13 protein-coding genes, 1 tRNA gene and 1 pseudogene are annotated in these 15,028 nt (G+C 33.2%); 2 read left to right on the plus strand and 13 right to left on the minus strand.

Annotation, left to right across the window (positions count from 1 at the left end; genetic code table 11):
• Positions 1 to 58: 58 nt before the first annotated feature.
• From ETI37_RS07395 to ETI37_RS07450, 12 genes and pseudogenes are all read right to left on the minus strand, one after another.
• Positions 59 to 1,216 (minus strand): annotated as a pseudogene (locus ETI37_RS07395) (extracellular solute-binding protein); the annotation flags it as partial.
• A gap of 172 nt (positions 1,217 to 1,388) precedes the next feature.
• Positions 1,389 to 1,955, minus strand: coding sequence for a metal-sulfur cluster assembly factor (locus ETI37_RS07400; RefSeq protein WP_034535776.1), 567 nt, complete (start codon positions 1,953 to 1,955; stop codon positions 1,389 to 1,391).
• An 8-nt stretch (positions 1,956 to 1,963) separates the two neighbouring features.
• Positions 1,964 to 2,680 (minus strand): anaerobic ribonucleoside-triphosphate reductase activating protein, encoded by a 717-nt coding sequence (gene nrdG, locus ETI37_RS07405; RefSeq protein WP_006585962.1) that lies wholly within the window; start codon positions 2,678 to 2,680, stop codon positions 1,964 to 1,966.
• Positions 2,670 to 4,880 (minus strand): anaerobic ribonucleoside-triphosphate reductase, encoded by a 2,211-nt coding sequence (nrdD, locus tag ETI37_RS07410; RefSeq protein ID WP_006587612.1) that lies wholly within the window; start codon positions 4,878 to 4,880, stop codon positions 2,670 to 2,672. The genes nrdG and nrdD overlap by 11 nt, the downstream gene beginning before the upstream one ends.
• Positions 4,881 to 5,098: 218 nt before the next feature.
• On the minus strand, positions 5,099 to 7,048 hold the full coding sequence (gene asnB, locus ETI37_RS07415; RefSeq protein ID WP_006585964.1) for an asparagine synthase (glutamine-hydrolyzing): 1,950 nt from the start codon (positions 7,046 to 7,048) through the stop codon (positions 5,099 to 5,101).
• 104 nt (positions 7,049 to 7,152) lie between these two features.
• On the minus strand, positions 7,153 to 8,505 hold the full coding sequence (locus tag ETI37_RS07420; protein ID WP_048588377.1) for a metallophosphoesterase family protein: 1,353 nt from the start codon (positions 8,503 to 8,505) through the stop codon (positions 7,153 to 7,155).
• Positions 8,506 to 8,581: 76 nt separating this feature from the next.
• Complete coding sequence (locus ETI37_RS07425; protein WP_022091097.1) at positions 8,582 to 9,067, minus strand: hypothetical protein; 486 nt, start codon at positions 9,065 to 9,067, stop codon at positions 8,582 to 8,584.
• Positions 9,068 to 9,148: 81 nt separating this feature from the next.
• Complete coding sequence (gene phnE / locus ETI37_RS07430) at positions 9,149 to 9,961, minus strand: phosphonate ABC transporter, permease protein PhnE (protein WP_006585967.1); 813 nt, start codon at positions 9,959 to 9,961, stop codon at positions 9,149 to 9,151.
• Positions 9,961 to 10,761, minus strand: a complete 801-nt coding sequence (gene phnE / locus ETI37_RS07435) for a phosphonate ABC transporter, permease protein PhnE (RefSeq protein WP_006585968.1) — start codon at positions 10,759 to 10,761, stop codon at positions 9,961 to 9,963. The genes phnE (ETI37_RS07430) and phnE (ETI37_RS07435) overlap by 1 nt, the downstream gene beginning before the upstream one ends.
• The gene (gene phnC / locus ETI37_RS07440; protein ID WP_006585969.1) at positions 10,754 to 11,527 is read right to left on the minus strand and encodes a phosphonate ABC transporter ATP-binding protein; all 774 of its coding nucleotides are present in this window, start codon (positions 11,525 to 11,527) and stop codon (positions 10,754 to 10,756) included. Before phnC ends, phnE (ETI37_RS07435) begins: the two co-directional genes overlap by 8 nt.
• Before the next feature lie 31 nt (positions 11,528 to 11,558).
• Positions 11,559 to 12,488 carry a phosphate/phosphite/phosphonate ABC transporter substrate-binding protein gene (locus ETI37_RS07445; RefSeq protein ID WP_006585970.1) on the minus strand — a complete coding sequence of 310 codons (930 nt, stop codon included), beginning with the start codon at positions 12,486 to 12,488 and terminating at the stop codon, positions 11,559 to 11,561.
• Positions 12,489 to 12,860: 372 nt separating this feature from the next.
• Positions 12,861 to 13,343: a universal stress protein gene (locus ETI37_RS07450; protein WP_022091100.1), complete on the minus strand. Its 483-nt coding sequence runs from the start codon at positions 13,341 to 13,343 to the stop codon at positions 12,861 to 12,863.
• A 132-nt stretch (positions 13,344 to 13,475) separates the two neighbouring features.
• Here ETI37_RS07450 and ETI37_RS07455 point away from each other — a divergent pair, with 132 nt between their 5' ends.
• On the plus strand, positions 13,476 to 14,276 hold the full coding sequence (locus ETI37_RS07455; protein WP_006585972.1) for a tyrosine-protein phosphatase: 801 nt from the start codon (positions 13,476 to 13,478) through the stop codon (positions 14,274 to 14,276).
• Positions 14,277 to 14,388: 112 nt separating this feature from the next.
• A complete protein-coding gene (locus tag ETI37_RS07460) occupies positions 14,389 to 14,865 on the plus strand; it encodes a nucleoside 2-deoxyribosyltransferase (protein WP_006585973.1) in 477 nt (158 codons plus the stop codon).
• A gap of 86 nt (positions 14,866 to 14,951) precedes the next feature.
• On the opposite strand, the gene ETI37_RS07465 is transcribed toward ETI37_RS07460, so the two are convergent.
• Positions 14,952 to 15,024, minus strand: a tRNA-Asn gene (locus ETI37_RS07465).
• Positions 15,025 to 15,028: the final 4 nt, after the last annotated feature.

Consider the following 15,028-nt stretch of genomic DNA (forward strand, 5'->3'; position numbering starts at 1 on the left):
TTACTATTTACAAGTCGAGTCTAACAAGATTGGACTTTTTTATTAACTAAAACGATTTAACTAGCACCACGCGTAATCTCTTTAATGCCTGTTCTAAAACAGCAGGTGATTTAATTGAAGTAGAATTCTTATAAGCAGCTGAATTTACAGCTTCATTATTTACAGGAATACATCCAGTTGCATTTGCCCATTTAAGTTGACTTGATTTAGAAGTTAAAAATTTAATGTACTTGAATGCTGCTGCTTTTTGCATAGAACTTGCATGTTTAAACATATAAATGTCACTACCACGAGCCATATTATATTTAGATGGTCTATTAGCTACTCCATATTCAAATTTTCCATTTAGACCCTTTTTCCCGTAGGCTTCACCGGCACTAGCACTGACATACATCGCAACTTGTTCATTAGCAAATGGACCAGATAAATACTTTTGTGATCCTGCTATCATGAAATAGCCATCCTTTATTCCATTTGCATAATACTTGATAACATTTTTGGATGCAGAACCTGCAAAATTAATTTTACTATTGAAATTATACCCTTCTTCTTTCATCCCATCAGTATAATAAGCACTCAGATTATCAAAACCTGCACCGACAACTTTATGATTTGTTTTTTCATAAATCTTTTTTGCAGCTGTCTTTAATTCAGCCATTGTCTTAGGTACAGAAATATCGTATTTATCTAACAAAGTTTTATTATAGTAAAGCACTTCTACAGATTTATTAAAAGGAATGCCATATTGAGTCCCATTAATTTGAGCCCCTTCAAGTAAGGTTTTATTAATATCAGATTTATTCACACTTCCCCAACCAACATTAGTATTATTAATGTAAGGAGTCATATCTTGTAAATAGCCTCCCTGCGCAGCCGTATAAAGATACCCTGCATAAGACTGTGCAATAGTAGGTAAATTATTTGGAGATTGTAATGTGTTCTGCACTTTAGATTTTATATCTTCATATGAACCCTGATATTCCAATTTAACTTTGATATTAGGATTTTGTTTTTCAAATTCTTTAGTTAACTCTTGCAAATTATTTTGCAAGGGACCAACCATCGCATTCCAAAAAGTAATCGTAGTTTTTTTACTAATTTTTTTAGGAATATTAACTGAAGATGTCGTATTCTTCTTATTATTAGAACATGCTACAACTGTCAGCATAGTTATAACCAATGTTACTAATGTAGCAATTTTCTTTAATACTTTCATAAGCCCTCCCTAAAATAACTCTAACCTCATCGAGTTACATTTTAGCATCTCCATCTGCAAATAAAAGCCTTATTTTATAAAGTTTTTCATGCTACAATTGGTAATGAGTTCTTAATTTATACGCTTAATGACATAAAAAAGAGTGTTAGTTTTTCACTAACACTCTTTTTTATCAAATCACTTGGTATCCAGCAGATTCTAATCGTTCTTTAACAGCAGGCAAGCTAACTTTCATTGCTTGCGAGGCTTGTTTCAGGGTCATCACTCTGCCAACGGTTTCCACCATATTGGGTATTTTAAAATGATCAAAACCTAATTCCAACAGTAAATCTAAAAAGTCATCATATTTATCAATATATTTTTTTACTGGAGTAGAAAAATCTATCTTTTTATTCGAACTATCATAACTAGATAAGTCCTTAGACCATACATTTAGCTGAGTTTTTGCAGCATCTGACATTCTTTCTACACTCCAAGCAGGAGACCATACAAGTTTAATTTCACAAGATTTAATTTCAGGTATCGACAAAACGGCTTCTTTAATTGCATTATCTAAAACGCCACTTAAAGGACAACCCATAACAGTTAAAGTCATCGTAACTGTACAATCATTATTATCATTTAAATCTATTCCATAAATTAATCCTAAATTTACAATATCAACATATAACTCTGGATCAATTACAGTTTGAAGTTTTTGGATTATTTCGTCCACTAATTTCAATTGCTTTTCTTCCATACTCCCACCTAGTGAACCAAGTTTTTCCAAATAACAACTTTTCCTGCCTTAAAAGAAGCTGGCACATCAATAATTCTTTGGTTAGACGAACCTCTAAATTGTAAAGTTAAGTCCTTTAAATCTTCTTCAAATCGGCCATCAACTAAAATGTCTATTTTAGACAATAGTTCTAGCTTATCTTCTGACTCTTGCATCAATTCATCCCAAGTATATCCTGACCAAGACCAAATATCCTTTTTGTGTCCAAATTCTTTACGAATACGATTAACTATCTTTAAACATACTTGTGTGTTTAAAAATGGCTCTCCTCCAAGTAAAGTAAGACCTTGTACATAATCTTCAGACATATCTTTAATAATTTGATCTTCTAATTCTTGCGTATAAGGGCGACCGTAATTAAAGTTTTGGGCAACCAAGTTATAACAGCCTGGGCAGTCAAACAAGCACCCTGACACATATAAACTGCACCGTACACCTTCACCATCAACAAAATTAAAAGGTTTATAGTCAGCTATTTTTTGAAGTGAATGTTCACTAGCTAACCATTCTTTTGGTTTAGGATCTTTAGGTTTATGCTTACGCAATTTTCTCGCTGCACGATCTTTTTTTATATTAGGCAAATATTGGTTACTATCAACAAAAATAGTATCTCCACCAACATTTACTTTAATGTAATTATGACGAATATCTGGTCCTTCTTGAGCATTCTGGTCTCTACTTGGCATCTTGAATTTTTTCCTCTTCTTGTGCTTGATCTCTTACCATACCTAAACTCATATGCTTAGCTCTGTGAGCAATTTCTTCATGACGACCATGAACCATTGGACGTTTAAGTGGGTTACCTAAATAACCACATGTCCGCTTTACACAGTCACAAGTTTCAGGATCATGGTTTCCACATACTGGACATTCAAAACCTTTAGCAGTGGCTTTAAATTCTCCTGCAAAGCCACACTTGAAGCATCGATCAATTGGAGTATTGGTACCGAGGTAACCAACTTTATCATAACCAAAGTCCCATACAGCTTCCAAGGCTTTAGGGTTTTGCTTTAAGTTAGGATATTCACAGTAGTGAATGAAACCACCAGCAGCATATGGAGGGTAATCTTTTTCGAATTCCAATTTTTCAAATGGGGTTGGATGTTTACGCACATCATAGTGGAAACTATTAGTATAGTATTCTTTATCAGTAATATCTTTTACTTTACCAAATTTTTCAGTATCAAGCACACAGAATCTATCAGTTAAACTTTCAGATGGTGTTGAATAAACAGAATAGTGGTAGTGATACTTTTCAGTCTTTTCCCAATATGCACACCAATCATGCATCCGTTTAACAATTTCAACTGTAAAGTCATGAGCTTCCTTGTTGTGTTCCCAATTAGGGCCATAAAAGACAGTACCTACTTCATACAAACCAATGTAACCAAATGAGACAGTACAACGACCATTTTCAAATAATTGGTTAACATCTTCATCTGGCTTCAATCGCTTACCAAATGCCCCGTTTTCATATAATACTGGTGCATTTTCTGGCTTAGCTTCACGACATCTTGCAGCCTTAATATTCATTGCATCATGAACTAATTGAACCTTATCTTCAAAAATTTTCCAGAATAAATCCTTGTCACCACGAGATTCCATTGCAATTCTTGGCAAGTTTAAGGTAATAACACCTAAATTCATTCGTCCAGAATTTACTTCTTTGCCATTCTTGTCTTTCCAACCTTGCAAGAATGAACGACAACCCATAGGTGCTTTAAATGATCCAGTTAGACGCTTAATAGTGTCGTAACTTACAACGTCTGGATACATACGATAAGTAGCACATTCCAAAGCAATTTCCTTAACATCATAATTAGGATCACCTGGATTTAAGTTTAAGCCCTTCTTTAAAGTGAAGACTAACTTAGGGAAAATAGCTGTCCGCTTATCTTTACCTAAACCAGCTAAACGAATCTTCAAGATATCTTTTTGAATTTCTTTTTCAATCCAATTTGTACCTAAACCAAAACCTAAAGTAGTAAATGGTGTTTGACCTTGACTAGAAAACATAGTGTTGATTTCATATTCAAGACTTTGCATTGCATCATAGATATCTTTTTGAGTACGCTTTTTAGCAAAAGCCTTAGCCTTTTCTTCATCGTCAATGAATTCTTTGGCTTCTTCCAAGTGGTGATCGTAATTCTTTTGAGCAAATGGTGCTAAAACTTCATCAGCTCTATCAAATGAACAGCCACCATATTGACTTGAAGCTACTTGAGTAATAATTTGTGCAACTTGGCTTGTAGCAACACCAATTGAATTAGGGCTAGTCATAAAGGCATTTCCAACCTTAAATCCATTAGTAAGCATTTCTTTAAAGTCAATTAAACAGCAGTTAGTCATTGGTGAAAGTGGAGTGTAATCCAAATCATGCCAGTGAATATCACCACGTAAGTGAGCTTTAGCAATATGTTCGGGCATCATTGTTAGACCTACAGTTTTACCAACAGTACCAGCAGTCAAATCACGTTGAGTTGAAAAGATTTCACTATCTTTATTGGCATTTTCGTTAACAATTGAAGGATCACCTTCAATCATTCTCTTTAAACGTGCTTTAGTATCAATTTGTTTCTTCCAGTCAGCATCGTCTTTTTTACGATATTCAATATATGCTTTAGCTTCATCTACAAAACCTAATTTAGTTAAATTATCAACAAAGCTTTCTGCAACTTCTGCAGCTGAAACCGTATCTTTCATTGCTAAATCAGAAAAAATCGCCTTTAAAATTTCAACTTCATGATCTTCAAGCTTTAAATTATGAATTACTAAATCTAATTTATAAGTTTCAAAATTAGTTTTGGTTGAATCTCTTTTTACAAGATATTGTGGCTTCTTCATAGCTTCAACAATCATCTTTTTACTAGGCGTCTCTTTAAGCATGTGTCCGGTTCCTCTCATAAGTTATAATCATTATAGATACATAATAGCACGAAAGCACAAGATATTGTATTACAAATTTTTGGCGCTAATATATATTGTAGTTAGCAAAAACCACTACTCTCATACTTTTTGCACCTAGCAAAACAAATTCTAAATTTTTTTGTATAGAAAAAACCACACTATTTAGTGTGGTTTTCTACTAGATATAGACATTTATATTATACTAACTTACCTTGTTCAATTAATGCCGCAACTTCAGGTTGTACATGTTGATATTTTTTAACTGTTTCTTCGTAATTAATAAAGTATAGCTTATACCAAACAAGAAAGGTATAAATTGCCCAAATTTGACGACGATGAGAACCATCACCTTTAAAGTTTTCATCTAACAAATCAATAATCTTTTCTTGTTCAAAAATGTCATTAACGAAATCTTCACAGAAAAGTTTACGAACTTGTTTATAAAATCTTTCTTCTTTGAGCCATTGTTTAATTGGTGTTGGGAAACCTAACTTAGGTCTTTTAGCCCATTCTTCAGGTAAAACTCGTTCACTCGCTTTTCTCAAAGCATACTTAGTATCATGCTTATTTACTAAATACTTAGTAGGAATAGAGTTAGCTAATTCTGCAATCTTTCTATCAAGATATGGTACACGCAACTCAAGAGAGTGGGCCATTGAAATTTTATCAGCTTTTTGCAAAATATCATTTAACATAAAGTGATGTAAATCAATATATTGCATTTGCTTAACATTATCTAAGTCTTTAACTTTCTTAAAGTCTTCCTGATAAAGGCCATTAGTAGTTAATTCATTGCGATAAGTTGGTTGAAGCATACTATTAGCATCATCACTTGAAAAGATTGTTGGGTGATCCATATCATAAATTACTGATTGACCAACATAAAATTCACTTGGTTTAGCCAAATTAGTGTACATATGTACCTTACCTGGAAAATTAGGCATTTTCTTAATACCCTTAGCTAAACTAACTTTTACTCCTTTAGGTAACTTTTTAAGGCCTGAAGTAAAGACCTTAATCACATTGTTATGTGTATGCATGCCATAATTTACATAACCTGCAAATAATTCATCTGCACCTTCTCCAGATAATGCAACAGTAACATGCTTACGAGCTAATTTTGAGAGATACCATAAAGGAATAATAGATGGGTTAGCATCTGGTTCATCCATATGATATTGCATTTCAGGAAAATCTCTCATTGCTTCATCAGCATCTACTTTATCTGCAAAGAAATGCCACCCTTTAATATCAGCTAAAGCTTTAGCTTTTGAAGCCTCATCATAAGTAGAATCATCAAAACTGATTGAGAAAACATCATCAGGATTAAGCAAACTAGTTACAAAGCTTGAATCTACACCTTCAGACAAAAAGGCACCTACTGGAACATCTGCATTATGATATAGTTCTACAGTTTCTTTGAGATCTTCGTTAATTTTATCTAGAGTTTCTTCAAAGCTTAAATTGTTTTCTTTATATTCTGCATCCCAATACTGCTTAATGTCCATCTGGCCATCTTTAAATTTGAAATAATGACCTGCTGGGAAACGGTAGACCCCTTTAAAGAAAGTTTCTTTCAAATCATTATATTGATTCATCAAGTATGGCTTTACAGCTTCTACATTAAGCTCTTTTTGAAAATCAGGATAAGCCAAAAAGCTCTTTAATTCACTACCTACTAATAATTTTCCGTCTTTATTTTGGTAGTACATTGGCTTAATTCCAAAGAAGTCACGCGCACCATACATTGACTTTTCTTCATCATCCCAAATGATAAAGGCAAACATTCCTCTTACCTTTTTTAATAAGCCAGCCATTCCCCATTCTTCATATCCATGAAGTAAAACTTCAGTATCTGCCTTAGTAGTAAAGGTATGGCCTGCTTTTATCAAGTCTTCTCTAATTGGCTTATAGTTGTAAATTTCGCCATTAAAAATAATTGCTTTAGACTTATCTTCATTAAAAATTGGCTGGGTTCCCCCACGAAGATCAATAATTGATAGTCTTCTAAATCCCAAGGCCATTACATCGTTAGTATACATCCCATCGGAACTAGGGCCACGGTGCTTAATTGCTTCCATCATTTTACCAATGGCAGCTTGTTTATCATTAATTTCTGGGTTATAAAACGCAGCAATCCCGCACATATTACCTGTCCTTCTCTTTTTTTTATAAATTTTACAAAATTGTTACAAGATAACTATATCATTATATGCTAAAAACTGAATTTTGTAGCATATCTTTAGAAAAATTAAATACTAAAAACTCTCTTAAAACTGGCTGCTCCATAGCCAAAGACTTGTATTTGACTTTTTACTAAATCAACGTTTACTACATAGCCTGCAAATTCAGTAATATCGTCAATTTGACGGTTCCAATTCTTATTATATTTAGTAGTTAATGCATGACCTGGCCCCATTAAAGCTGAACAGTTAAATAAAATATATTGAATACCATTAATTCTGAATTGATCTTCAACGTGACGATGACCGCAGAAATATGCAATCACTTTAGCATTTTCTACATTGGTAAAGTCAAAATCATTGCTTAATGTAAATTCAGGTGGGACATTATGTGAATGCATTCTCCCTTTTTCACGTTGATTGAAGGCAACCAATAATTCATGTAGCGAACGCCCATTATATTTAAGTGCATTGCCACCCTTTCGATTTATCGGATTTCCATGACTAAGTAAAATAATTTTTTTACCACTAGAACTGCTTAGAATTTCAATTAATTCTTCAACCTGATCTTCTCGAATTGCTAGAGTTAACTTTGTATCATATTTTTTCTTTCCTTGCTCATCTAATATATAAGGAACATCTGAAGTATTAACAAAAATCACTCTTAAATCATCTTTATCAAAATAGGCCACTCCATGATATCGTGAAACATATTTTAATTCTTTTTGCGCATACATGATAGGCCACATAATTTTCTCAAATTCATTTTCAGGGAAACTAGCCTTTAAATCATGATGCTCATCAAATTTATCATTTTCATCATGATTTCCTTTAATAATGGCAAAGGGAGTTCGGGTACTCTTAAAACTATTACGTAGTTTGATTAATTCGCTTTCGCCAATTAAACCAGCATCTGACCCGTCAATCCAGTCACCTAAATGAGCCTTTAGATGAAGTAGCCCAGACTTTTCAAGATGGTTAAACTCTCTAACATGAATTAAGCCATTATTACCATAAAAATCAACTGAATCAGTAGCTTTATAGTGAGTATCGGTCAAAACCCCAATATTTATTGAATTATTCCCACTTCTTATCTGTGGCTTAATTTGGTCTAAAAAGGTATCTAAATAATCTGTAACGCTATATCTAACACCCGTTTTTCTATTTTGAAATGCTCGAAATCTTCCAAGCCGACTATCAAAACGTCTAACATAGGTCGCAGCTAACTTATCAGACTCTTCTGGACTTAACGCTTGATGTAAAATTCCATGATCATCTTTATAAACTGTTAAAGTATAATCACCACCATCTGGTGTATTCTCTTGCGCTCCAACTGAATATTCGCCAACTTTAAGAAATTTTTGCATTGGGTCAGTATCATTATTATTTTCTTGTTTATGATTATTTAATACCTGAGCAATTTTTTTTGCGAAAAAACCAAGCACACTAAACCCTCCTAAAAGAAAAAGACCTGCAAATGCAGATCTTAGTCACTATTTATGCATTATGCTTTAAAGCATATACTGCAAGTCCTAATGAAAGAACAGCATCTTTAGAAATAATTTCAGTTAACTTTTGTGGCGCTACTGCCATAACAGCACTAATAACCTTCAAGCTGTAAGCTAAAACGTGAAAATCATTTTCTTTATCATACATGCCATCTTCGTATGGATTTTCATGATTATAAGTCAAATTAATTTCATCTTTATCAACATAACCATCTACGTGGTTAGTTAAAATACGGTCATGAAGATCAACAAGTTTATTATTCATGTCTAAAAGTGTAAGTTGATGATCACTTTCAATAGAATAATACTCATCTTGACTCATTTCAAAGTATTCTTGAATTGGGTGCTTCAAAACTTTTAATTCATCAATTAGTTGATAAATAGCTTCAGCATTTAACTTAGTAGTATCAGCTAAAATATCATCTTGCTTAGTAGTTAGTTCATCAGCTAATTTTATAGTATTTAAACTTTCCATGCAGAACCTCCTAAAAATACATTTCATATTATAACAAAAAAAGAGAGGATCGACCCTCTCTTTGCTTGAAGTTAATAGTTTTTATACTAATTTCTTTCGAATGGCACCAGAAATCCAGTCAATTAAAACAACCATAACAATAATACCAATTAAGATAATACCTACACGATTCCATTGACGATAATTTAAAGCAATAGTTAAAGGATAACCAATACCACCGGCACCAACAATACCTAAAATAGAAGCTGAACGGACAGAAACGTCAAAACGATACAAAGTATTAGAAATTAAAGCAGGCATTAAATTAGGAAGGGTAGCAAACATCGCTACATTCCATTTAGAACCACCTGAAGCAATAACTGCTTCATTTGGACCATCTTCCAAACTTTCTATTGCTTCAGAAAATAGCATAGCTAACATCCCTACAGAGTGGAAACCTAATGCTAGTACCCCAGCAGCAGAACCAGGGCCAACAGCTTTAATAAACATTAAAGCCAAAACAATTTCAGGGAAACATCTGATAAAAGTTAAAACAAATTTTCCTGAACGAGAAGCATACCACTTTTTGTTTTTAGTCGTAGCTGCCCAAAACGCAAAGGGAATTGAAATAATTGCAGAGATAAAAGTACCTAAAAAAGCAATACATAAAGTTTCCCATAATTGAGAAACCAAATCTTCCCCTGTACCATTATAAATATATGACCAATCAGGATGAATAAGTCCATTAAAAATTGCCCCGGTAATTTGCCCAGCAGTAGCTTTAATTCCTGAGAAATTAATACCAGTTGTTGACCAAATGATGAGTGCAATGGTGAAAATTGTAAGTGCCCAGTGAGCAAAGCGTGCTTTAGCAGATACTGGCTTTGCAGGCAATTGCTTAAATGTTGTATCCATTATTTCATCAATGCCTCCCTTGCCTTAGATGATACATAGTCGATAATTAATACCACAATAAAGACTGCGATAATAATTGTCCCTGTTTTTGCATAGTCGAAAATATCGAGTGTTTGCTTAAGGTAAAGACCAATACCACCAGCACCAATATAACCTAAAACTGTAGAAGCACGAACATTAAGTTCGAAAGCATAGAGTGTATAACTGATAAAGTATGGCAAAATTTGTGGCATAACAGCAAATGAAATCATATTAAGCTTATTACCACCACAAGCAATCACTGCTTCACTTGGACCGGGGTCAATAGTTTCTATTGCTTCATAAAATAACTTAACAACCACACCAAAAGTAAATACAGATAATGCCAAAATACCTGCAACTGGTCCAATACCTACCACAGCAACAAAAATTGCACCAAGAAGTAAGTCAGGTAAAGTTCTTATAATATTCATAATGAAACGAAGCACACCTGTAACATACTTGTTTTTAATGATATTTCTGGCAATCAACAATGAATATACAAATGCAATTGCTGAACCAATAACTGTCCCTAAAACAGCCATCTTAATGGTTTCAATTAAATAAGGAATTGCAGTAGAAGTATATCCCCAATCTGGCTGTGCCATTTGTGTGAAAATTTCAGCAAATTGTCCGAAGTTGTTTAAAAAAGCAGATAAGCTAGTATTAGTTTCTATTGTAGAAACAACTAATCCACCAACGAAAACAACTAGCCAAACCAGATTCCAGAATTGAAACTTCTTTTTAGGCAGTTCCATCATTTCTTGATCAAGCTTAGCCATTGATTTCCTCCTTGGTTTTTCCGCTGTAAATAGCATCAAATACTTCTTGTGGAGTATTTTCTACTGCACCATCATATACTACTTCACCGGCCCGAATACCAATAATTCTTTTACCAAATTCACGTGCAAGCTCAATTGAGTGGAGATTGGCAACAACAGTCATACCAAATTCTTCATTCAACATTTTAAGGTCATGCATAACCCTTCTACTTGTCTTAGGGTCAAGAGAAGCTGTTGGCTCATCAGCTAAAATAATTTTAGGATTTTGAGTCAATACACGTGCAATTGCAACACGTTGTTGTTGCCCACCTGACAATTCATCAGCTCTTGAATAAACTTTATCAGCCATATCAACTCTTTGAAGAGCTTCATAAGCTTTTTGTTTATCTTCTTTACTGAATAAATTAAAAGTAGATTTCCATGATGGATAATATGCCACTCTACCAGTTAAAACATTTCTTAAAACGCTTGAGCGTTTTACTAAATTAAAGCTTTGGAAAATCATACCAATATTACGACGGATAAGACGCAATTCTTTACCACGTGCATTAGTAATAGATTCACCATTAATTAAAATATCACCTTCAGTAATATCGTGAAGACGGTTGATAGAACGCATCAAAGTTGATTTACCAGCACCTGATAAACCGACAATTACAACAAATTCACCTTTTTTAATATCAAGATTAATTTTATTTAAACCGACTGTACCATTGTCATATACTTTGGTAACGTTCTTTAATTGAATCATTGGCTTGTCTGCCATCGACTATAACTCCTTATAAATAAATTTATGCTTATTCTCCAGCAATTTTATCGTACTTACGTACAATATTGAAGCCAGAATCTTTAGTGTAGTCATAACCTTCATGACTATAGATACTTTCGATTAACTTCTTACCTTCTTTAGATTTACCAATAGAAATAAATGCCTTAGCAAGTTTCTTTCTAAAGGCTTTGTTCATGTCTGAACGTACTGAAATAGTGTCGTTAGGAATTGCCTTAGTAAAGTAGATTGGCACTACTTGACTCATAATTTTTGGATTATCCTTTTTAACAGTATTACGTGCATCTTCAAAAACAAAAGCTGCATCAGTATCGCCATTTAAAACATTCAAAACTGCTTGATCATGACCTGTAACAGTAACTAACTTAGCATTACCCTTTTTAGTTACATCGAGGCCTTTTTCTTTAAGTTCTGCAACTGGGAAAATGTAACCAGCTGATGAAGTTGGATTCTGTACTGAAATACTCTTACCTTTAAGATCTTTCCAAGATTTAATCTTTGAACCCTTCTTAACTAAAATTTCAGCACGATAAAATTTAACTAAGTCCTTAGTTTGTACACCACCTGGTTGCTTAATACCATAACGTAAAGCTTGAAGTAAAACATCAGCGGCTTTTTGCTTATGAGCTAATACGTATCCATCTGGTGGTAAGAAACCAACATCAACTTTCTTTGATTTCATTGCTTCAACAACAGTATTGTAGTCAGTTGACATAGAGATCTTAACTGGAATACCTAATTTTTTAGAAAGCATCTTTTCAAGAGGCTTAGCACGAGCTTCTAGCTTGTCTGCAGCTTGACTAGGAACAAATTGAACTGTCAAACTCTTTGGGGTATAGCCATCTTTTGATGAACTGGATGACTTACTACCACAAGCAGTTGCTACTGTTGCCAACGCAAGAGCTAGCCCAGCAACTAACATTTTTTTGAACTTTTTCATATTATCCTCCTACTAATGATAATGAAAAACACATTTCCCCTAGACATTAAAAAAGACTCAATATTAATAGCATGCTATTAATACTAAGTCTGATAATATCTTAAATATAGACACGAACAAAAACCTCGCGAGAAAATACGAGGTTCTTGCTTACTTCTACTTCTTTATTAAAAGCTAGCATTAACATCATATTTCCTCCTTATCAAAAGTCAAAATGTTCGTTATTTGATATAATAACAGAAACTAGATACATTTCCAAGTGAAAAGTATCAATTTTGCCAAATATTTATTTACCGTTATTGGTAGGTATCAATTTTAAATAAAAAACCTCTTTCCTTAGAAAGAGGCTTTTTTTGTATCGTTCGGATTTAACTATTTTTTCTTATTTATTTTTTTGTTTTCAAGGTCAGTTCGTACTATTAATATGTCAGCCATTGCATGTTGATTAACATATTCAGTAACTGACCCCATCAGCATTCTTTCAACGGCATTTAAACCTGTTGCTCCCATGATAATCAAATCATTATGATTATCTTTGATAAAATCATATGAAATAATTCTCTTGGGGCTGCCATAACGAATGTGGTAATCAACTTTATCAAAATCGAAATTATCTTTCGCCCATTTCTTTAAACTTATTAAGTAATTTTCAGAGTCTTGAGTCATTTGATAAATAGTATCACCACTAATTAATGTATCTTGCATTTCACCAATGAATTGTCTGGTATCAATTACATTTAACACATCAATCTTTCCTCCATTTTCAATTGCAATTTTTACAGCTTTGTCAAAAGCTCTTTCCGCAGCTTCAGAACCATCAACTGGAACTAAAATAGTTTTATAATCGTTAGCCATAATTTCCATCTCCTAAGAAAGCGTTTTACTTTTAAATATATTTTAACATATTTTATTCAAACTTATTATCTTGTAGCACAACAATTTTGTTGGTAAAATTTAATACCAATAGATTAGAAAGAAGGGCATTTTTTGGAAACTAATTTTTCAAACAAGTTAATTAATATTACCAATGGTCGAAACTTCAGAGAATTGGGTGGATATGAAACGATATCTGGTAAGAAAATAAAATTTCATAAAATATTGAGATCTGGGCACTTAGCGGATTTATCAGAAGATGATCGTAGCTATTTAACAAATTACGGCGTTAAGTATGATATAGATTTTCGTTCAAAAGAAGAAGTAGAAAAGCAACCAGACCGAATTCCTGAAAACGTTCAATATGATTTTAATCCAGTATTCAGTGACGATTTGACAAATTCATCAAAAAGCATTGATGCCCTTGAAACAGAAGCAGAAAAGGATCCACAATTTGGATTTGATCACATGCTATTAGCTTATGAGGACATGATTCACTCTGCAACAGCTCGTCATGCTTATCAAAACTTTTTTAAATTTCTTTTGTCAAATACACACGAAAACGAAGCTGTCTTATTTCACTGCACTGCGGGAAAGGACCGGACTGGCTTTGGAGCGTTTTTATTGTTATCAAGTCTTGGAGTCCCACTTGAAACAATAAAGAAAGATTATTTATTAACCAATATCACCACAAAGTCTTTTGTTGAGAATTTACTCATTGATGAAAAGAAAAAAGGCGCCAGTGATAATTTATTACAATCTATTAAAGATATTCAAACAGTTCATCCAGAATATCTCAACCATGCAATCACAGTTATTAATAAAAACTACGGTTCAATAAATGATTATCTCCATAATGTGATTCAGCTTTCAAATAAAGATATTATTGATCTAAGAAGAATCTACTTACAATAGGGAAATAAAAGTACACATATGTTATGTGTACTTTTATTTTTTTAATATCAAGACTAGATTTAAAATTAATTCATGATAGAGTTAATTTAGAGAATATTGAAAGGAAAGAAAAATGACACGAACAAGAACACTTTATTTTGGTGCAGGTTGGTTTAATGAAAAGCAAACTAAGGCATATGATGCTGCAATGACTGCATTAAAAGAAAATCCAACTATTGATTTGGAACATAGTTATGTCCCACTCCAAAATCAATACAAAGGTATTCGCGTTGATGAACATCCAGAATATTTACATGACAAAGAATGGGCTAGTGCTACATACACCAATGACTTAATTGGAATTAAAACTAGTGACATAATGCTAGGTGTATATCTTCCTGAGGAAGAAGATGTAGGTTTAGGTATGGAATTAGGATATGCCATGAGCCAAGGTAAATATGTTTTATTGGTTATTCCAGATGAAGATTTGGGTAAGCCAATTAACTTAATGAGTTGGGGCGTTTGTGATAACGCTATTAAAATTAGCGAATTAAAAGATTTTGACTTTAATAAACCAAGATTTGGTTTTTATGAAGGTGCAGTATATTAAAAAGCGTGGTTTTATACCACGCTTTACTTTTTTCATTATAAAAAACGACAAAAAAAGACAGGCCTCAATGGTCTGTCTTTTGTTTGCTCCGGTTGCCAGATTCGAACTGACGACATCTTGATTAACAGTCAAGCGCTCTACCAACTGAGCTAAACCGGATTAT

The organism is Lactobacillus mulieris, assembly GCF_007095465.1.
GTDB lineage: Bacteria > Bacillota > Bacilli > Lactobacillales > Lactobacillaceae > Lactobacillus > Lactobacillus mulieris.